Origin of the sequence: Variimorphobacter saccharofermentans (assembly GCF_014174405.1) — a bacterium.
Lineage (GTDB): Bacteria > Bacillota > Clostridia > Lachnospirales > Lachnospiraceae > Mobilitalea > Mobilitalea saccharofermentans.
Genome location: NZ_JACEGA010000001.1, coordinates 1,145,408 through 1,166,330 on the forward strand (window position 1 = coordinate 1,145,408; position 20,923 = coordinate 1,166,330).

The 20,923-nt window shown below is 39.3% G+C and carries 18 protein-coding genes and 1 tRNA gene; 12 read left to right on the forward strand and 7 right to left on the reverse strand.

The genetic code is table 11. From position 1 onward, the window contains the following. Nucleotides 1–10 precede the first annotated feature (10 nt). Entirely contained in the window at nucleotides 11–1,258 is a 1,248-nt protein-coding gene (locus tag H0486_RS05070) for a tyrosine-type recombinase/integrase (protein WP_228351960.1), read from the forward strand. Between the two features lie 82 nt (nucleotides 1,259–1,340). On the opposite strand, the gene H0486_RS05075 is transcribed toward H0486_RS05070, so the two are convergent. The 3 genes from H0486_RS05075 to H0486_RS05085 all read right to left on the reverse strand — a co-directional run bounded on the left by H0486_RS05075 (nucleotide 1,341) and on the right by H0486_RS05085 (nucleotide 3,203). Next, nucleotides 1,341–1,412, reverse strand: a tRNA-Gly gene (locus H0486_RS05075). Nucleotides 1,413–1,545: 133 nt separating this feature from the next. Continuing rightward, nucleotides 1,546–2,310, reverse strand: coding sequence for a nitroreductase family protein (locus H0486_RS05080; protein ID WP_228351961.1), 765 nt, complete (start codon nucleotides 2,308–2,310; stop codon nucleotides 1,546–1,548). A 20-nt stretch (nucleotides 2,311–2,330) separates the two neighbouring features. Beyond that, nucleotides 2,331–3,203: an AraC family transcriptional regulator gene (locus H0486_RS05085; RefSeq protein WP_228351962.1), complete on the reverse strand. Its 873-nt coding sequence runs from the start codon at nucleotides 3,201–3,203 to the stop codon at nucleotides 2,331–2,333. 362 nt (nucleotides 3,204–3,565) lie between these two features. On the opposite strand from H0486_RS05085, the gene H0486_RS05090 reads away from it, so the two are divergent. The 4 genes from H0486_RS05090 (at nucleotide 3,566) to H0486_RS05105 (ending at nucleotide 9,115) form a co-directional block, all read left to right on the forward strand. Further along, a complete protein-coding gene (locus H0486_RS05090; RefSeq protein ID WP_228351963.1) occupies nucleotides 3,566–5,350 on the forward strand; it encodes an ABC transporter ATP-binding protein in 1,785 nt (594 codons plus the stop codon). A 1-nt stretch (nucleotide 5,351) separates the two neighbouring features. Then, nucleotides 5,352–7,142: an ABC transporter ATP-binding protein gene (locus H0486_RS05095; RefSeq protein WP_228351964.1), complete on the forward strand. Its 1,791-nt coding sequence runs from the start codon at nucleotides 5,352–5,354 to the stop codon at nucleotides 7,140–7,142. Nucleotides 7,143–7,299: 157 nt separating this feature from the next. Beyond that, nucleotides 7,300–8,385 (forward strand): A/G-specific adenine glycosylase, encoded by a 1,086-nt coding sequence (mutY, locus tag H0486_RS05100; protein ID WP_228351965.1) that lies wholly within the window; start codon nucleotides 7,300–7,302, stop codon nucleotides 8,383–8,385. A gap of 76 nt (nucleotides 8,386–8,461) precedes the next feature. Further along, nucleotides 8,462–9,115 (forward strand): SH3 domain-containing protein, encoded by a 654-nt coding sequence (locus H0486_RS05105; RefSeq protein ID WP_228351966.1) that lies wholly within the window; start codon nucleotides 8,462–8,464, stop codon nucleotides 9,113–9,115. Nucleotides 9,116–9,150: 35 nt separating this feature from the next. Here H0486_RS05105 and H0486_RS05110 read toward each other — a convergent pair whose 3' ends face one another. Next, complete coding sequence (locus H0486_RS05110; protein WP_228351967.1) at nucleotides 9,151–10,041, reverse strand: LysR family transcriptional regulator; 891 nt, start codon at nucleotides 10,039–10,041, stop codon at nucleotides 9,151–9,153. Between the two features lie 171 nt (nucleotides 10,042–10,212). On the opposite strand from H0486_RS05110, the gene leuB reads away from it, so the two are divergent. The 6 genes from leuB (at nucleotide 10,213) to H0486_RS05140 (ending at nucleotide 15,704) form a co-directional block, all read left to right on the forward strand. Next, entirely contained in the window at nucleotides 10,213–11,298 is a 1,086-nt protein-coding gene (gene leuB / locus H0486_RS05115) for a 3-isopropylmalate dehydrogenase (RefSeq protein WP_228351968.1), read from the forward strand. Nucleotides 11,299–11,388: 90 nt separating this feature from the next. Continuing rightward, nucleotides 11,389–12,654 (forward strand): 3-isopropylmalate dehydratase large subunit, encoded by a 1,266-nt coding sequence (leuC, locus tag H0486_RS05120; RefSeq protein WP_228351969.1) that lies wholly within the window; start codon nucleotides 11,389–11,391, stop codon nucleotides 12,652–12,654. 10 nt (nucleotides 12,655–12,664) lie between these two features. Beyond that, a complete protein-coding gene (leuD, locus tag H0486_RS05125; RefSeq protein WP_228351970.1) occupies nucleotides 12,665–13,150 on the forward strand; it encodes a 3-isopropylmalate dehydratase small subunit in 486 nt (161 codons plus the stop codon). Between the two features lie 153 nt (nucleotides 13,151–13,303). Next, nucleotides 13,304–14,110 (forward strand): LysM peptidoglycan-binding domain-containing protein, encoded by an 807-nt coding sequence (locus H0486_RS05130; protein ID WP_228351971.1) that lies wholly within the window; start codon nucleotides 13,304–13,306, stop codon nucleotides 14,108–14,110. A 290-nt stretch (nucleotides 14,111–14,400) separates the two neighbouring features. Then, a complete protein-coding gene (locus tag H0486_RS05135; protein ID WP_228351972.1) occupies nucleotides 14,401–15,327 on the forward strand; it encodes a DUF2935 domain-containing protein in 927 nt (308 codons plus the stop codon). A 197-nt stretch (nucleotides 15,328–15,524) separates the two neighbouring features. Further along, nucleotides 15,525–15,704: a DUF1540 domain-containing protein gene (locus H0486_RS05140; protein WP_228351973.1), complete on the forward strand. Its 180-nt coding sequence runs from the start codon at nucleotides 15,525–15,527 to the stop codon at nucleotides 15,702–15,704. Nucleotides 15,705–15,864: 160 nt separating this feature from the next. Here H0486_RS05140 and ytvI read toward each other — a convergent pair whose 3' ends face one another. From ytvI to H0486_RS05155, 3 genes are all read right to left on the reverse strand, one after another. Then, on the reverse strand, nucleotides 15,865–16,959 hold the full coding sequence (gene ytvI, locus H0486_RS05145) for a sporulation integral membrane protein YtvI (RefSeq protein ID WP_228351974.1): 1,095 nt from the start codon (nucleotides 16,957–16,959) through the stop codon (nucleotides 15,865–15,867). A gap of 63 nt (nucleotides 16,960–17,022) precedes the next feature. Next, on the reverse strand, nucleotides 17,023–17,649 hold the full coding sequence (locus H0486_RS05150) for a DUF47 domain-containing protein (RefSeq protein ID WP_228351975.1): 627 nt from the start codon (nucleotides 17,647–17,649) through the stop codon (nucleotides 17,023–17,025). A 16-nt stretch (nucleotides 17,650–17,665) separates the two neighbouring features. Next, entirely contained in the window at nucleotides 17,666–18,721 is a 1,056-nt protein-coding gene (locus H0486_RS05155) for an inorganic phosphate transporter (protein ID WP_228351976.1), read from the reverse strand. Nucleotides 18,722–19,206: 485 nt separating this feature from the next. Between H0486_RS05155 and ilvD the strand changes: the two genes are divergently transcribed. Continuing rightward, entirely contained in the window at nucleotides 19,207–20,880 is a 1,674-nt protein-coding gene (gene ilvD / locus H0486_RS05160; protein ID WP_228351977.1) for a dihydroxy-acid dehydratase, read from the forward strand. Nucleotides 20,881–20,923 lie beyond the last annotated feature (43 nt).

The following is a 20,923-nucleotide window of genomic DNA, read 5'->3' on the forward strand; positions in this document are numbered from 1 at the left end:
AGGTGAATTGTTGTATAAAGAGTTTTCAGAGCTCTTGCGTTTATTAAAGGAAAACAATATAATGAATATTGATGATGTACAGATGCGTGAAATGGTAAATAAAATGAAACGTGAATTAATTCTGAAAAATCATCCATACAACATTTTTCTTTCATCTGATGGTCGCTATCATACCTACGTTATAAAAGATGGTAAACGAAAGCCGATAGCAAAGAAATCCAGAGAAAAGGTTGAAGACGCATTAGTACAGTTTTACAAAGAAAATGAAGCAAGAACTCAAAGTACATTGAAAACTTTATACCCAGAATGGTTAGATTACAAGCTGGTTTGCACCAACTCTTCCAATACAGTTAGACGAATTGATAATGACTGGAAAAAGTTCTATGTTGGTACACCAATCATAGATATTCCGATAGCTAAATTGGATTATATAACCGTTCATAAATGGGCACATTCCATTGTTAAACAAATGAACCTGACACAGAAGCAATATAGGAATATGGCACTGATAATGAAGCAGATTTTGATTTATTCGGTGGACAAAGGATTAATTACTGATAGCCCCTATGAACGAGTTAGATTACCTGGAAAAATATTTGCAAAGTCGTCTAAAAAGCAATCTGATACACAAGTTTTTCTGACAGATGAGCAACCACAGATCGAACAAGAAGCTTATAAGGAATTTTATAAAACAAATAATCCTGTAGCACTGGCAATCCCTTTAGCTTTTCAGACTGGTCTTAGAGTCGGTGAATTAGTTGCACTGAGATATAGCGATATTGACAGAGAGTATCTCCATATTCAAAGAATGGAAGTCAGAGTACCGCATAAGAAGGAAGATGGTTGGGGGGCGACTGAATATAAAGTTGTAGAGCATACAAAAACACAGGCGGGTACAAGAAAAGTTTACTTAACAACGAAAGCTCGCGAGATATTAAGTATGATTAAAAATGCATCTGATAGTAATGGATATGTAGACAATGATTACATATTTGTTAATGAAAAGGGAAGAATTCATGTTAGAGCATTAGATTACAGATTAAGAAAATATTGCGACAACTTGAATATACCAGAAAAGAGTATGCATAAGATCAGAAAAACTTTTATTTCCACTCTAATTGATCACAATGTTAATATTAATTATATCCGAGAGACGGTAGGACATGAGTCGGAAGAGACTACATATAAAAGCTATTGCTTTAATAGATTATCAACGGATATGACAGAGAATATCCTTGAAAATATCCTTTGTGGGTAGTGTAATCAAGTGTAATCAAAGGGGATAAAGAAATAAGACAAATGGAAGCCTGTAAATTCAAGGCTTCCATTAAAATTAGTTAAGCGCGAGACGGGATTCGAACCCGCGACCCTCGCCTTGGCAAGGCGATACTCCACCACTGAGCCACTCGCGCATATTATGTTGTGCTGTTGTTTTGCTTTGCATTTCGTAAGCACATGTCATAATATACTATAGATTATAGGGTTTGTCAATACTATAAAATCAAATTTTTTTATTTTCTTTAAAATATATATTTTTTGCATAATTCAACCAATTATTACCGTACAAACGTACTCATTGTTTTGAAATAGCTTATTCTTCAAGGTGTCAGACTTTGTTAGGGAGGTATCCACCCAGAGCTCCTCTGAAGCGAGCAGAAGATTAGCCAACATGATTCCCATGTCAATCATTTTATTATAGTCCAGTGCTTTTGCGAGGAAGGAATTCTTTTTGGTAAAGATGTGGATCCGGTTCTTGTATACGACAAAACGCCATGGTTGGCTGTTGTAAGCAGAAGGAGCAAGGCGAGCAGCATTTATGATTTGCTTTATATCCGGGGTAACTTCTTCCTTGTAGACAACTACATCACTTTCCGGTAGGCGCTTGGCTTTTGAGCTATCACGATAAGGAGAGCTAACCGTTTTTCCAAATGCAAGGGCAATCACATACTCATATTTCATACTTGCCTTAAGCCCTCTGCCCGGTCCTGATAACACAAAGCAGGTGCCAAGACCTTTGGCGGTAATATACAAATTGAGCTGTTGCATCAGGTATCCGGCATTCAACAGGTAATCCTCCTTATTCTCAGAGGAAATACAGATATAATAAGGCGCCCGAACACTGAAGGGATTGTTAAAGCCCTGATTTGCTTCGATATTGCTTACTAGCTTGAACTCAATTGCGATACCCTCAATTAACAAGGGAAGTGAATTCGCATACTCCAGGATGTCAGAGATTACATCCCACTCCAATTTTTCATATTGAAAGTGACGAACTGATTTTCTGGAGAATATTGCATCAAATGTGTTCATATTTTACATAACCTTCTTCCTTACTCGTTTGCTGCATTATTATCTCGCAATGCATTTTTTTTATAATATAATGGTGAGATACCATAGTATTTTTTAAATAATTTGCTAAAATGATATACATCATCATAGCCTACCTGATTGGCGATATTCTTGATACTACCGCCTTCACTTTGTAGCAAAATTTCTCTTGCTTTCTCTAAGCGAATTTTTATCAGATAGTTAATCGGCGATTCACCGGTTTCTTCCTTGAATATCTTGGAGATATATACTGGACTCAGATACATATTATGTGCAATTTGCTCCAAAGATATCTTATGTTCATAATTTTCATTTAAGTAATTTATTATTCGATTTACAGCATAGCTCTTATTATATGATTCAAAATTACAGCCCTTTTGCTCTGATTTCTCCACATTACAGATGTTACGCATAATCAGTAATAGCATTTGCATCAGATGGGTCTTAAACATAAAGTATCTTCCAACCTGATGACTTTCCCGTTCCGCGATCATGGCATAACAGTGCTTTGAGATTTCCTGTTTTAATTCGGAGGTTGTATGTAGAATACAGCTTCCATTGGATAGTTCTATGGAGTTCGGTGCCATGTTTTTAAAATGAAAATCAGTAAAGCCGGAGATGAATTCGATGGTGGGTTCTTTGGGATTCACGACAACGTGTGTATGCTTTACGCCGGGATTACATATTACGAGATCGCCTGCTTCGACGTCATATTCCACGCCTTCTACCAGATATTTCCCCTTTCCTGACAGAATGTATGCCAATTCCGTATAATCATGATCATGATAGACACCCTCATTTACCATCTTAATTTTTGTCACATAAAACACCGTCGGATTGAAATCGGTATATGTCAAATCATATTCAGAAGCCATATTACCTCCATCTACTGCATCAAAACAGTCTTTATAATAAAGTAAGAATATTATGAATAAAAAGACGTAATATCTCATGAAAGATATAAAATATTTCTAACTTATTTAAAACCCATAAAAAAATTTAATATTTACTTAACAATTATACCATTAGATTCGTAAATAAGTAACAGCATTTTTAAAAATTTTAGTCATAAAAAACGAATTTGTGATTTTGCCCAATAAATATCAATATAGGGGGATTTCATATATAATAAATTACATGAGGAAAGTAATAATCTCCATTTTCTTTATCGACAAAGAAGCTATAATGAGAGAGTCTTTTATGAAATAATTTATTTTGCCAAAGAGGAGGCCTTTCTATGACGGCAATGCAATGGTTTTTTACCTTTTTAAAGAAATATCGCGGCAAATTGATTTTGGCATTGTTCTTGGTTACAATCACAAGTACAATAGCTATCATTAATCCTCAGATAGCGGGTATTGTAGTTGATCAGATTATTGAGGGGGGTAATCGGGAGCTTTTGCCGGTTATGATGACCATCATGATAGTGGCGACATTTACACGCGCCGTAGTGAAGTATTGTTTTTTAATTATTTTTGAAAAATCTTCTCAGGGCTTACTTTATAATATGAGAGATTATGTATATCGCAGGCTGTTAGCCCAGGATTTTAACTTCTACAACAAAAACCGTACCGGTGATCTGATGTCCCGTCAGACAGGAGATATGGATGCAATTCGTCATTTCGTGGCATATGTTATATACGGTATCTATGAGAATACTTTGCTGTTTGTCATAGCGCTGGTCATGATATTTCTTGTGGATTGGCGTCTGGCTTTATGTATGATTGCTGTACTTCCTCTGACTGCATTAACCACTGCGAAGCAGCTAAAGGCAGTTAAGCCTGCCTTTCATAACATTAGGCAACACTTTTCCAGTCTGAATACCTTTGTTCAGGAAAATGTAAGTGGTAATCGTGTAGTCAAAGCTTTTGCGAAGGAAGATTATGAGATAGAGAAATTCAATAAGGAAAACGATGGTTTCCGTGAGGCAGAATTGAATGCAGCAAGAACCTGGAGAAAATATGTACCAATCTTTGAATTCTTAGCAAACTCCCTGTCAGTTATTCTATATCTGGTGGGTGGTATCATGGTAGTGAACGGGCATATGTCCCTTGGTAAGATGGTAACGGTAAGCGGTTATCTATGGATGCTGAATATGCCACTTCGCCAGGCCGGATGGCTTGCAAATGATTATCAGAGATTTGTTACCTCCGTTGAGAAAATTTATTCTACAGTAATTGTGGAGCCAACCATTCAACCACCGGTAAATGCTATAACAAAGAAGCGTTTTAAGGGTGATATTGTATTCTCCCATGTCAGCTATAATGCAGATGATGAGGTGATTCTTACCGATGTGAACTTTCATGTTATGCCAGGACAAACAGTCGGAATTATTGGAGCTACCGGTTCCGGTAAATCCACACTGATGAACCTGCTATGTCGATTTTATGATGTTACTTCTGGTGAGATTACGATAGATGGAATCAATGTCAAGAATCTGGATTTATTCTCAATCAGAGATAATATAGGGATGGCAATGCAGGATGTATTCTTGTTCTCCGACACGATTGAAGGGAATATTGCGTATGGCAGGCCTGACTGTAGCTTTGAAGAGGTTGAGGCAGTAGCGAAGATAGCCAATGCCCATGATTTTATCATGGAGATGCCCGATGGTTATGACACGATCGTCGGAGAACGTGGTGTGGGCTTATCCGGTGGACAGAAACAGCGAATTTCTCTTGCAAGAGCATTGTTGAAGGATCCTTCAATTATTATTCTGGATGATACCACTTCAGCGGTGGATATGGAGACGGAGACTCAGATCCAGAGTGAGTTAAGTTCTCTTAATGAGAAACATACTGTATTTATTATTGCACACAGGATATCCTCTATTAAGGACGCGGATCAGATTCTGGTTGTGGATAACGGAAGGATTATTGAATCAGGCAACCATGAAGAACTACTTGAAAAGAAAGGATATTACTATACTGTATTCCATCACCAGTATGGTGATTTTGATAACATAAGAAAATATAAAAGTACTGTAAACCGTGAGCAAAAGAGCATGAGAGGAGGAAGATAACATGGCCAGAAATAAATATGATATCGATGAAACCCTTCAGACCGAATTTAACTTCTCTCATCTGAAACGATTAGCAACTTATATCAGACCCTATAGAGGGGATATGATTTTTACTGTCTTTTTATTGACGATTTCTTCTGCACTTTCGATGCTGGCACCGGTATTTTTAATGAAAATTATGGATGAGTTTATACCAGATAAAAATATCGCGGGAATTGTCATAATCAGTGTTATTTTATTGGCGATATACTTCATTATTTCAATTATTCTTAGAATGAAGATAACGATAACCTCCCGCCTGGGTCAAAACATCATACATACAATTCGTGCTGATATATTTAAGCATCTGCAGGAATTACCCTTCTCTTATTACGATGATAAGCCCCATGGGAAGATCCAGGTTCGTGTAGTGAATTATGTCAACAGCTTAAGTGACTTATTATCGAACGGTATTATTAATACCATTACAGATTTGTTCAGCTTATTCTTTATTGTGGGATTTATGCTGTATATCAATGTCAGACTGACATTGATCTGCCTTATTGGATTGCCCCTTTTGATGGTCATTATCTTTGTCATCAAGAAAAAGCAGAGAGTGGCATGGCAGTTATCCAGCAATAAATCCTCCAATCTGAATGCTTATATTGCGGAAAGCATCAATGGTATTCGGGTAACACAGAGCTTTACCAGAGAAAATGAGAATATTAAGATATTCAATACCCTGAGTGGGGATTACAGTAAAGCATGGATGAGAGCGATCAGGCTGAACTTTCTCCTTTGGCCATCCATTGAGAATATTTCTACCTGGACCAGTATCGCAGTATATGTTCTCGGTATATCCTGGTTAGACAATGGCATGAAAGGAATAACGGTTGGTGTCTTGATTGCTATGACGAATTACATTGGCAGGTTCTGGGCACCCATCAACACGCTTGCAAGCTTCTACAATTCACTGCTTACTGCAATATCTTATTTGGAAAGAATCTTTGAGACGATTGACGAACCAGTACTTGTAAAGGACTATGAGGGAGCTGTGGATATGCCGCCGATCAAGGGTGAGGTGGAGTTCGAGGATGTTACCTTCAGTTATGAGGACGGGCTTCCCATCTTAAATGATATAAGCTTTCGGGCAAATGTCGGTGATTCAATTGCCATAGTTGGCCCCACGGGTGCCGGTAAGACTACCATTATAAATCTAATTAGCCGTTTCTATAATCTTGATTCCGGTAAGATTACCATAGATGGGATTGATATAAGCAAGGTTACGATTCGATCCCTTCGTAAGCAGATGGGTGTCATGCTACAGGATAGCTTCATCTTCTCGGGGACGATTATGGACAACATCCGATACGGCAATATGGAGGCAACGGATGAACAGGTTATGGAGGCTGCGAAGACAGTTCGGGCACATGATTTTATCATTAACTTGGAACAAGGGTATCAGACACAGGTAAATGAGCGTGGTACCAGATTGTCGGTAGGTCAGAGGCAGTTGATCAGCTTTGCACGAGCGCTGCTGGCAGATCCTAAAATACTTATATTAGATGAAGCAACATCGAGCATAGATACAGAGACGGAAATTCTTCTGCAGGAGGGTCTGAATAAACTGCTTGCCAACCGTACTTCATTTATCATTGCACATCGTCTGTCCACTATCAAGAACTCTACCTGTATCATGTATGTGGACAATGGAAAAATCCAGGAGATGGGAACCCATGAGGAGCTCCTTGAGAGAAAAGGATATTATTATGAGCTTTATATGTCCCAATATAAGTTCCTGGAGAAGGAATAGGGGAGATTATCGTTTATAAACCCTTCCGGATGGTGATATATGGTAACCATTGTGCTTTGATGTTCCATAGGATACAATATTTATAGTATTGGGCGAGGAAAATGCTTTGCTGATACATATGATATTGTTATCATACAGTCTGGGAGGGAGTTTGCGCATGTCATATGATTATGGAGAAATTGTACCATATTTATTAACCTGGTTTGATTATAATGCCCGAATTCTCGCATGGCGTGACAATCCCAAGCCTTATTATGTATGGGTGTCGGAAATCATGCTGCAACAGACGAGAGTGGAAGCGGTGAAGGGTTATTTTGATCGATTTATCAAGGCACTACCGAATATACAGGCCCTAGCAGAAGTAGAGGAGGATAAGCTGTTAAAGCTCTGGGAAGGACTCGGATATTATAACCGGGCTAGAAATCTACAGAAAGCAGCGCAAATCGTGGTACGAGATTATGCAGGAGAGTTACCGGGAGATTACCATATGCTTTTATCCTTGCCTGGAATTGGAGAATATACTGCCGGAGCAATTGCCTCCATCGCATTTCAGAAGCCGGTTCCAGCCATTGACGGTAATGTGTTACGAGTAATGAAACGAATTGCCGGAAGTACGGATGATATCACGAGGTTAAGCGTGAAGAAGGAGCTTTGGACAGACATCGAGCGCATTATTCCTAAAGACCGTCCAGGAGATTTTAATCAATCTCTGATGGAACTGGGAGCAATGGTATGTGTCCCCAATGGTAAGCCGGACTGTGAGCACTGTCCTGTCGTTCATATATGTAAAGCCTTTCATGAGGATACAATAGCACTCATTCCGAACAAGCCTGCCAAAAAGCCCCGTAAAAAGGAAGAGCGTACCATTCTTGTTCTGGAATATCAGGATAAATATGCTATACGAAGAAGAAAGCAGAATGGATTGTTGGCAGGACTATGGGAGTTCCCAGGCGTGGAGATGAAACTGAACCTGAAGGAGCTTAAGAGGGAGTTAACTTCACAGGGGATTCTTGCTGCCGAAATTCAACCCATCGGAGATGCAAAGCATATATTCTCACATGTTGAATGGCATATGACAGGATATCATATTAAGATGAAGGAATTACCGAATAACTCTCCGTATCTGGACTCGGTGATTTGGGCCGGAAGAAATGAAATTCTTTCGGATTACAGCATACCGAATGCATATGAAACCTTTCGAAAGAATATCCTATTTAATGAGGAAAATTTAAATATAAAGTAAGAAAATCTTTATTGTAAATCTGGACAATTATGCTATTATTAATAGGTAATAAATGAACACTAGTGGAGTGAAGCCTATGAAAAAGATGATATACTTATGCGTTATAACATTGATACTATGTCTATCTGGTTGCGGTAAGAAGGATCAGATGACCAATTTCATCCCGACACCGATTCCGGAGAAGGAGATCAATTTTGACGATAATAGTGAGGAAGTCACAAAAGAAGATGATGTAGATATAAGTGACGGAGAAGCAACTGATGACGAGAAAAATGATAATACGGAGAGTACCCCGTCACCTTCAGATGATAATGAAGAAGGCAAGGAAGAGGATACAACCGAAACTGCAGAAGCGACACCTACCATTGACCCTAATAATGTGGGAATTACCACACCGATGTATGTGAAGCTGGACAAATACGGTGATGTCTTGAATGTTCGATCCGCTCCTTCAACGAAATCAGAAGCGGTTGGTTTCCTGGTGCATACGGAAAAGATCAGGGTTATAGAGATTAAGGATGGATGGGCCAGCTTTGTCATGGATGGGAAAATCCGTTATGTCAAAGCAAGCTATCTGGTTGAGGAGCGTCCGGATTATCTTCCTGTACCTACCCCGACTCCGGTACCGAAAGCTACGAAGGCTGCTGGAAACTCAGGTACATCGCAAAATACAGATGATGCCCAGCGGGATAATGTAACACCGGACGAGGAAGAACCACCGGAGATATAATAAGGACGTATAATTCATCGTTATCGATAGGATAATCAGGAAGATTTACGGATATAATCCATAAATTTATGCATGGAATCAGAGAGGTAGGCGTTCTTGGAATAGCAAAAGCCGACCTCTCTTTTATTTAGTTGAGGAGTAACCGGTATCTGAACCAATGTACCTTCTCTCAATTCGGATTCTACAAATGCTTTTATAACGCAGGCAACGCCAAGACTTGTTTTCGCGAATTCAATCAAGAGATCCATGGTACTGATTTCTAAGACATGCTTCGGTTCGATGTTATTGCTCTTAAAGTATTGATCTACATATTTTCGTGTGACATTACTCTCGTCTAAGAGCATGATATTCGCATTAGAAAATATATCCGAGCTATTTTCACGAAGTGTCAGATTGTTTAAATAAGTGTGGGTTGCCACAAAGATGTCTTCGATTTCATCAAGAGAGAGAAAATGAAAGGCATCGCCATTTTCCGGTTTGGCAACCAGCCCGATATCGAGAGTGCAGTTCTCCAGCTGCTTTAGTGTATGGGAAGAGGACTGATTGTCTATGGTAATTTTAATATGTGGATTTTCTTTTACAAAGCCATCCAGATAGGGGAGTAGAAGGTATTTACATAAGGTGGTACTGGCACCGATGCGGAGGTGGCCGATACCAAGATCGTGGATACGAATTATATTTTCTTCTGCTTTACTCAGAGCATCAAAGGCTATGCGGGTATGTTCATACAGAAGCTTCCCTTCATCCGTCAGCTTAACTCCACGTGAGTTACGGATGAATAATGTGACCTGTAAGCTTTCTTCCAGATTACTGATGGCCTTACTGACAGCAGGTTGACTGATAAATAGCTGCTTCGCTGCGCGGGAGATATTTTCATTCTCTGCAACGCAATTAAAAATATGATAAAGGGGTAAGTTCTGATTCATAAAGCATCCTCCGTTCTGCTGGATATATATCCTGATTCATTCCAATATAATATATAGTTATAACAAGTATTCTTAATATGTATTTTAATTATATCAAATGATGTGATAGAATGACAATAGAAATTAATATGGGAGGAGACCACCTCTCATAAAATAAGGGAGAGTAAGAGCATGAATTACAAGATTACAGTGATTCCTGGTGATGGAATTGGACCTGAGATTATTGAAGAAGCAAAAAAGGTACTGAATCAAATCGGAAAACGATATGGACATAAATTTGATTACACGGAGGTATTAATGGGAGGTGCTTCGATTGATGCTACTGGTGTCCCGTTAACGGAAGAAGCGTTGGAGACAGCAAAGAACAGTGACTCCGTATTATTGGGAGCCGTAGGTGGTAATGTTGGGCAGTCCAATTGGTACAGCCTTCCGCCTCATCTAAGACCGGAAGCGGGGCTTTTGGCTATTCGTAAAGGGCTAAAGCTGTTTGCCAATATTCGTCCAGCCATCTTATTTGATGAGTTAATGGAAGCATGTCCTCTAAAGGAAGATATTGTAGGAAGTGGCTTTGATTTTGTGGTTATGAGAGAACTAACGGGAGGACTTTACTTTGGGGCTCGTAGTACTGTCGAGGAAAATGGAATTCGCAAGGCAACGGACACTCTAGTATATGATGAAACGGAGATACGCAGAATTGCAAAATGGGCTTTTGAAATTGCTATGAAGAGAAATAAAAAGGTATGCAGTGTTGATAAAGCAAATGTACTGGATTCCTCAAGATTGTGGAGACAGGTAACCAAAGAAGTGGCAAAGGATTATCCGGAGGTAGAACTTACCGATATGCTTGTGGATAACTGTGCCATGCAGTTGGTTAAGAATCCAAGACAATTTGATGTGATTCTCACGGAAAACATGTTTGGAGATATTTTATCCGATGAAGCAAGTATGATTACTGGGTCCATTGGAATGCTCGCATCTGCCAGTCTTGGTGATACAAAGCTTGGTCTGTATGAGCCTAGTCATGGATCAGCACCGGATATCGCTGGTCAGAACAAGGCAAATCCCATTGCGACCATTCTATCTGCTGCCATGATGCTTCGCTATTCCTTTGATTTAGAGAAGGAAGCAGATCAAATTGAAGCAGCAGTGAAGTCGGTATTAAAGAAGGGTTACCGGACAGTTGATATTATGCAGGAGGGTAAGACCTTAGTAGGAACAAAGGAAATGGGAGATTTGATCGTTCAGGAAATTGCGTAGGAATATGTATCTGCTATATACGCAGTTAAGACATTTTCAGAGCTTCGCAATTATCGAAACTAACTAATATAGATATAAGGAGGAAATCATATGGGAATGACAATGACGCAGAAGATACTGGCAGCACATGCAGGGCTTGACAAGGTTACTGCCGGCCAGTTAATTGAAGCGGATTTAGATTTAGTATTGGGTAATGATGTAACAGCTCCGGTAGCAATCCATGAGATGGAAAAGATGAAGATTAAGAAGGTATTTCATAAGGACAAGATTGCATTAGTACCAGATCACTTTACTCCGAACAAAGATATCAAGTCTGCAGAGCACTGTAAATGTGTTCGTGAATTTGCTCAGGATCAGGATATTACGAATTATTTTGAAATTGGTGAGATGGGTATCGAACATGCATTACTACCAGAGAAAGGATTAGTGGTTGCAGGAGATGTGGTAATCGGTGCGGATTCCCATACCTGTACCTATGGTGCATTGGGTGCATTCTCAACAGGTGTCGGAAGTACGGATATGGCAGCAGGTATGGCAACAGGAAAAGCCTGGTTCAAGGTTCCCTCCGCACTGAAATTTGTACTGACCGGAAAGCCTGCAAAATGGGTTAGCGGTAAGGATGTCATCCTTCATATCATTGGTATGATTGGAGTGGATGGTGCATTATACAAATCAATGGAGTTTGTAGGAGACGGAATTAAGAATTTATCCATGGATGATCGTTTTGCTATGGCGAATATGGCCATTGAAGCAGGAGCAAAAAACGGTATCTTCCCAGTGGATGATCTGGCGATTCAATATATCAAGGATCATTCAAACAAGGAATATAAGATATATGAAGCGGACGAAGATGCTGAATACGATGAGGTCTATGAGATTGATTTATCCTCGCTGAAGCCTACAGTAGCGTTTCCTCATTTACCGGAGAATACCAGAACGATAGATGAGGTTGGCGATGTTAAAATAGATCAGGTTGTGATTGGTTCCTGTACCAATGGTAGAATAGATGATTTGCGTGTTGCAGCAAAAATTCTCGAGGGAAGAAAAGTTGCAAAGGGTCTGCGTGTTATTATATTCCCTGCCACTCAGAAGATCTATCTTCAGGCGATGGAAGAAGGACTTCTTGCCACCTTTATCAAGGCAGGTGCAGTGGTAAGTACACCTACCTGCGGACCGTGTCTGGGCGGACACATGGGTATCCTTGCTGCAGGTGAAAAGGCAGTGGCTACTACCAATCGTAACTTTGTCGGACGCATGGGTCATGTGGATTCGGAGGTTTATCTGGCAAGTCCCGCTGTTGCAGCAGCCAGTGCAGTAACCGGTAAGATTTCTGGACCACAGGAACTTGGTTTATAGGAGGGATAATATGAAGGCATTTGGAAAAGTACATAAATATGGTGATAATGTAGATACGGATGTAATTATACCTGCGCGTTATCTGAACTCCTCCGATCCGAAGGAGCTGGCAGCAAAATGTATGATTGATATTGATAAAGATTTTGTAAACCGGGTTAAACAGGGAGATATCATGGTGGCAAATAAGAATTTCGGCTGTGGCTCCTCAAGAGAGCATGCACCGATCGCCATCAAGGCATCTGGAATCAGCTGTGTGATTGCAGAAACTTTTGCAAGAATTTTTTACCGTAATGCAATCAATATCGGTCTTCCGATCATTGAGTGCCCGGAAGCTGCCAAGGAAATCGAAGCAGGTGATGAGGTGGAAATCGACTTTGACAGCGGTATTATTTATGACAGAACGAAAGGAACACAGTATCAGGGTCAGGCATTTCCGGAGTTTATGCAGAAGATAATCAAAGCAGAAGGACTAATTAATTATATTAATAATAAATAAGTAGTAATCTTTATAGTTGAGTTCCTGGACGATATCATCATATGAAAGAAATCATCCCGGTGAATATGGTTTAAAATCACCTAAATAAATGCACAGAATCAATTCATCTATCATAACTTGATATAGAACTTCAAATAGGTGATGGTTATTAATATGAATGGTACGATACGTTACACAATCAGACCATATGATACCATATGGATGCTGGCCCAGGTATTTAATACTACCGTAGATTCAATTATGGAATTAAACCCTGGAATAAATCCTAGAAATCTTTTGATAGGACAGGTAATAACAATAAGACCGGGATACCAATATTATCCGTCCTATCCGAGAAACGGAACCGGTCCTATGGGTGAATTTATGGATGATTATATGGATGAGGAACTGGATGATGCTATGGATGATATGTATGATATGGATGGTATGGACGGGGATATGGAAGAGCTGATGAACCTATTCCGTATGCTGTGGGAGCAGCATTCGCATTGGACGGCTATGGCAATCATCTCAATCATACATGATTTACCGGAACGAGAGATGGTGATTCAGAGATTACTTCGGAACGCCACTGATTTTGCCAACGCTTTCAGCCAGTATTATGGAGTAGATTCAGCTCAAGCCCTGGGGGATCTAATGACAAGGCATTTAACAATTGCTGCAGAGGTAGTAGAAGCTGCAAAAATTGGTGATACGGATGCATTGGCAAATGCCGATCAGAGATGGCGTGAGAATGCAGAGCAGATTGCGTCACTTCTGGCAAGTATGAATGAGTACTGGAGCGTGGATGACTGGAGTGCTATGTTATTTGAGCATTTGAATCTACTTACGGATTTCGTTACCGCTGTTCTGACTCAGAACTATCAGGATGCGGTGAAGCTTATAGATGACATAGAAATGCAAGTACTTGATATGGCAGATATGATGTCGATGGGAATTGCAAGGCAATTTCCGGATTAGAGAAACGCGACATATTACATCAATGTTTTCCCTCAAAAAACATTGATTTTATAAATTGGTTATGGGAACCGGGTAGAACATCATTCGAAAGAGTTGTGTAATATCCGGTTCCTTTTGTTGTTGTAAAGGAAGTTTTTTAAAAGTTTATATATTAATTTGTTTATATCAATTTGGATATAGAAAAATATGCCGCTTTATCTGATAAATTTTTTTCTGACAATAATGTAACAAATCAGAATGAAAGAAATAGACTATTAAGGAAAGACCTTATGCCATAAGGAGGATTTATTTTGCTATCATGCTTTGATTATGTACGACAGTCTCTTGAAACACATTTGTTTTTTGCACGTATCATGAAAGAACATGCATTCTTCCTTCAGATCGGATTTACCCCTCGTGATCGTAAATATGCACAGCATGCGGAAAAACTAAGGGCATGCTTTGACGAGTTGTTATCAGATGTAATCTCCATATCCGATGGTGTAGTAAGTGAGGATTTGTTAAAGTCCGGTGAAGCAGCTACTCAATTTACTTTGGAGGCAGAGAAGGTAACCGAATTCTATACAGGCGTCCCGATTAACAGAAAATTAACGGAAGCAGTATTAGGTTTAGGTTGTGGAAGAGACAGGAATGATAGAGTTCTTGAACAAAGAGTAACGATTATAAATCGAAAAGCAATCAAATTACTGAATGACATTATTGCATTTAAAAGCAACATTTTGAAGAACGTATTGGAATGTAGAATGTACACCGTGAATTATCCGCTACTAATTGAACATATTATGAGAGAAGCAAGATTGTATCAGCATATCATACGTAGACTTCAAAGCAGAAAGGAAGTCGATCTGCAGAGAGAAGCGCTGGAACAGGAAGCCTTCTGGAATCAAATTATGGCTGAGCATTCTAAATTTATTCGAGGTTTATTAGACCCGACGGAAGAGGAATTGATTAAGACAGCACATAATTTTGGAAAAGAATTCGATCAACTGACAAAGGAAGCAAGGGATGCTATGGATATGGCAAACTGTGATTCTTACCGAGTGACAGAGGAAAGCCTTAGGGCGACAAAGAATATACGAGATTTTAAAACTCAAGGTACGGAAGGATTATTGGATTGTCAGATTAGATCCATAATTATACCTTTATTGGGAGACCATACCTTAAGAGAAGCAAATCATTTTATACGATTATTAAAAATCTATAGCAGGTATTCATAGAACGAAATTATCTATATTCATAAGATGAATCTATGATCATAGTATTCATAATAGATATAGATGATTTTAATAAAAAATATTAATTTATATTACTAAAAACTTAATACTGCAATGAATTTTTCCTTGCTGCCATGCTAATAATAATACGGTAGTACTAGTTATAAATAAGCTGCTTTTTGCGGCGGAATGGAGGAATTATGGCAGTTAGAAAAATGGAAAAACCCAATGAAGGAATTAAGTGTGTAGTTAATACCTGTGAATATTATATGAACGGTGATCATTGTGCTGCTGAGAAAATCAGCGTAGAACCCAGAAATGCGAAAGGCTCAGAAGAAACAGATTGTGCAACCTTTGAACCGAAGGATAGAACCTTCTAAGAGAAGAATATTTATAAAGCTCACTATGGTTTGCTTCCTTAGTGAGCTTTATCTATAGACTATTATAATATTCTGATATTACCTTGGTATCTTTATGCAACCAGATCGCTGGTCAAATTTTGATAATAATTATTTGATTAATTCCAGCTGTTCATTGTGTTTATTCTTTTTCATTATCCTTATTTTGACTTGGTCTTTGGAATAAGCTAATGGTACCTTCTTCGTTCAGCTTTACCAGTATTGTAGCGATAATCGGCAAGAGCAAGAGACCCAGAACGCCCATCAGCTGTGTCCCCACAAACATAAGAATTAAAGTAACTAACGGATGTAATCCAATTTGCTGTCCGACTATTTTCGGTTCAATGGATTGGCGGACAGCCGTTATGATAATGTAGAGCAGTAGCATTCCGATACCTAGCTTTGTATTTCCTAAGATAAAAGAAATAATGGACCATGGTAGAAGAACTGCTCCCGTACCTAAGATGGGCATTACATCAATAATCGCTACAAGGCCTCCGAAGAAGAAAGCGTTTGGTATTCCAAGAATTAGAAAGCCCACAGATAGTTCCATGAATGTAATCGTTATGATCGCTGCGTAAGCCTTGATAAATTTAGCCAGGGTACCTATACCGCTATCCTTAAGCTTCAATATCATTTTCTGTTTTTCTCCCTTAAACTGACATATGATAAAATCAGTAATCCGATAATAATCAATCGTAAAGAAGAAGGATGATACGATGGTAAAAATCAATTTAATAAGGAAGGAAGGTAATTGTCCTGCAAAGTTAGTAATTTTCGATACTACGGTAGAGGAAGCATTGGTAAGAAATTTGAATATGGAATCACTGATATTATTCAGGAAATCCTCCACATAGAGCTCAATACCTGGAAAACGGTTCATTAAATCATCGGCTACCTTATTCAAAGCAGGAAGTATGGTGTTTTGATAAAGGGCGGGAATACTGTTAAATAGTTCACCGAGGAAATTAAAGACCTTAAAACCAATCAAGCTTAAGATGAGACCTACAATACTGTAAAAAATGATCAGTATGATGATAGAAACAAATACCCTTTTTATACGAGTCCTTTTCTCAACCAAGTCAATCAGACGCCGAAAGGACACAGCAATAATCAGACCGATTACAAAAGGCATTAATAAGGGAAGCAGGTATTTAATACCTACATATACCAGTAACAATATAATTGCAATGTATAGGACACGTATAATAAACGCCTTTTGCTTCTCAATATTCATATTAACTCCTATCTACTGCCATAATGGCATAACGAAAATGTGAATAATAGAATGATAGATCTGTTAGGAATTTTTCATCACTATGCTTTCGATGATATCAGCTACATCTTCGCAAGTATCACAGCATTTTTCCAGACGGTGTAAGATCTCAGTCCAGCACATTAATTCAATGGGATCCTTAGAGGTATGATAGAGATTACGCATGGAATCTACATAGAGTGCGTCTCCCTCTTCCTCAAGGCGGTTGATTTCAATGATCTTATCACGAAGGGTTTTGGAGGTCTTGAAATTCTTGAATTCCTCCAGTGCTTCGTCCATGGCTTTACAGCAGGTTACAATCAGATTCGTAAATTTAATGATCTCCGGACGTATGGACTGAATATTGAACATATCAATATAGATTAAGACATCTTCCACGGAATCAGTTACATCATCTATTTCCTGGGTGAGAGTTGTAATATCCTCGCGCTCAATGGGGGGAAGGAATTCCTTCACCAGTCGATTCATTATATCATGCTTTGCGTAATCCGCGCTATGCTCAATTTCATGAGCAGCCTTCACTTTTTCTGAGATATTGCTATGATCAAAATTACATAAGGTCTCGTTAAGGGCCACGGCAAGTTTGTACGAATATTTTGCGAGATCTGCAAATGCATCAAAATAATTATATTCATTTTTTCTTTTCAACATAAATATACTCCCTTTCTTATTTAAATATACTCATAAAAATATAAGCCATGATTATCCCCAGTAGACCGCATCCCGGGAAGGTTAGAACCCAAGCCGCGACCATTTCCTTTACTACACTCCAATTGACACTAGACAGTCTTTTCGAAGCACCCACACCCATAATTGCAGTGGTTTTCGTGTGAGTAGTACTAACAGGAACACCAAGTATGGAGGCAACATAGAGACTGATTGCAGCAGCGATATCTGCGGAGAAACCCTGGTAAGTATTAAGCTTTACCATTCCCATACCCACAGTTTTGATTATCTTGTAGCCGCCTATGGAAGTACCAAGGGCCATGACTACAGAGCATAGTATCATTAACCAGATAGGAATTTCGAAATTAGTAATATTTCCTTGCCCTTTTGCGAGAAATACCCCGAGTAAGAATACACCCATGAACTTTTGACCATCCTGGGCACCATGCATGAAGGCCATAGCAGCACCTCCGCATACCTGTGCCTTTCGGAAGAAGGAGCTTGTCTTACGATGATCCATTCCCTTGCATATAAAGCCTATTAATTTCGTAACAATATATCCGATAATGAAGCCCATAATGGAGGACATAAATAAACCATAGATAACTTTAATCCATTCACCACCGTTTATACCTTTTCCACCCTGTAATGCGATAGCGGCACCAGTCACACCAGCGATCAGTGCATGGGATTCACTAGTGGGGATACCAAATGCCCAGGCAGCAGTAGCCCATACTACGATGGCAAACAGAGCAGCACAGAGAGCAATTAGCGCATTTTTAGGATTATCACCGAAATCAACCATATTATAAATGGTCTGTGCTACTGCATTGCTTACCATTGTCATAACAAAGACTCCCAGAAAATTAAATATTGCTGCCATAATGATAGCTTTCTTAGGACTGAGAGAGCGGGTTGATACACAGGTAGCAATAGCGTTCGGCGCGTCAGTCCATCCGTTCACTAAGATAACTCCAAGTACTAACACAACAGTTATTAATAAAGCCGGATTGGAAATCAGCTGCTGTAAAAACTCAGCTAAAGATATTGTTGCCATAATATGCCTCCTGTAACTTCTTTTCTATGTAAATAATGTCATTGATACAATCATATGAATATTAGCACGAATGAAAAGTAGAAGCAATGAATTTGATTAAAAAATTTATACAATCATTTAAATTTTACATAGAATTTACATGAAGTTTACTTAATACTTGTGTTGGGAGACTAAGATATCAGTTAAAATTTGCAACCGTTTTTACATTAAGCAGATAATCTGATTTTCCGTATATTTATATAGATGAAACAAAATCGAGCCCACTTCCATTATTTTTAAATTTTACATTGATTTTTACAGCAAAATCCTTTATCATATACTGTACTATTAAAAATGTCGGTACCAAACCTTCAACCGATTAACCGATTATATGTTATCTAATAGGAACAAGTGAATTGTATCATCAATTCAGCTTGTTCTATTTATAAAACTCGTTATTTGAATAAAATTGCGAGATATAATAATGAAAGAAAAGGTGGTTAAGGATGAGAAGTGATTCAGTAAAAACAGGAATATCGCAGGCGCCCCACAGATCATTATTCAATGCACTGGGGTTGACAAAGGAAGAATTAAGGAAACCACTCATAGGAATCGTTAGTTCTTACAATGAAATTGTACCCGGACATATGAATATAGATAAAGTCGTCGATGCCGTCAAGCTGGGAGTCGCAATGGCAGGGGGAACACCTCTTGTATTTCCTGCAATTGCTGTCTGTGATGGTATAGCCATGGGACATCAGGGTATGAAATATTCACTTGTTACCAGAGACCTGATTGCTGATTCAACAGAAGCAGTAGCAATGGCTCATCAATTTGACGCACTAGTTATGGTTCCGAATTGTGATAAGAATGTACCTGGCTTATTAATGGCAGCAGCCAGATTAAATATTCCTACCATTTTTGTCAGTGGAGGTCCGATGCTGGCAGGACGTGTAAATGGTAAGAAACACAGTCTTTCCGCTATGTTTGAGGCAGTAGGTGCTTACAGTGCAGGAAAGATGACAGAAGAAGAAGTAGAAGAATATGAGAATAAAGTATGTGCATCCTGTGGCTCCTGTTCCGGAATGTACACTGCTAATTCCATGAACTGCCTTACCGAAGCAATCGGCATGGGCTTAAAAGGAAACGGCACCATACCGGCGGCTTATTCAGAAAGAATTCGTCTGGCAAAACAGGCCGGAATGAAAATAATGGAGCTGCTTGAGAAGAACATCAGACCAAGAGATATCTTAACCAAGGAAGCCTTTATGAATGCGCTAACAGTGGATATGGCACTCGGATGCTCAACGAATACGATGCTGCATCTTCCGGCTATCGCTCATGAGGTGGGATTTGAGCTTAACTTAGATATCGCCAATGAAATTAGTGCTAAGACACCGAACCTGTGTCATCTTGCACCGGCAGGCCCGACTTACATGGAGGATCTGAACGAAGCAGGTGGAGTATATGCAGTTATGAATGAATTAAATAAGAAGGGACTCTTACATACAGATTTGATTACCGCAACAGGAAAGACTGTTGGCGAAAATATTCAAAATTGCGTTAATCTTAATCCTGAGGTTATCAGACCAATCGATAATCCCTACAGTGAGACCGGTGGTATCGCTATCTTAAAGGGAAATCTTGCTCCTGATTCTGGTGTTGTAAAGCGTTCTGCAGTGGCTCCTGAGATGCTGAAGCATGAAGGACCAGCAAGGGTATTTGACTGTGAAGAGGATGCGATCGCAGCTATTACGGGAGGCAAAATTGTACCTGGAGATGTAGTGGTAATTCGTTATGAGGGACCGAAAGGTGGACCGGGAATGAGAGAAATGCTTAATCCTACCAGTGCGATTATGGGTATGGGACTTGGTTCCTCCGTTGCACTAATTACGGATGGCCGTTTCTCTGGTGCCTCCAGAGGAGCCTGTGTAGGCCATGTGTCTCCGGAAGCTGCAGTTGGCGGCAACATAGCTCTGGTAGAGGAAGGCGATATTATACAGATAGATATAAATGCAAATTCACTTAATTTCGTCATATCGGATGAAGAGCTGGAAGCAAGAAGGGCAAAATGGCGGCCACGTGAACCGAAGATTACAACCGGTTATCTGTCAAGATACGTTTCCATGGTTACAAGCGGTAATCGAGGAGCAATACTTGAAGTGCCGAAAGCAAAATAAATTCAAGAGGAAGCCTTTAACGAATCAAGTTTGTGACTTCGTT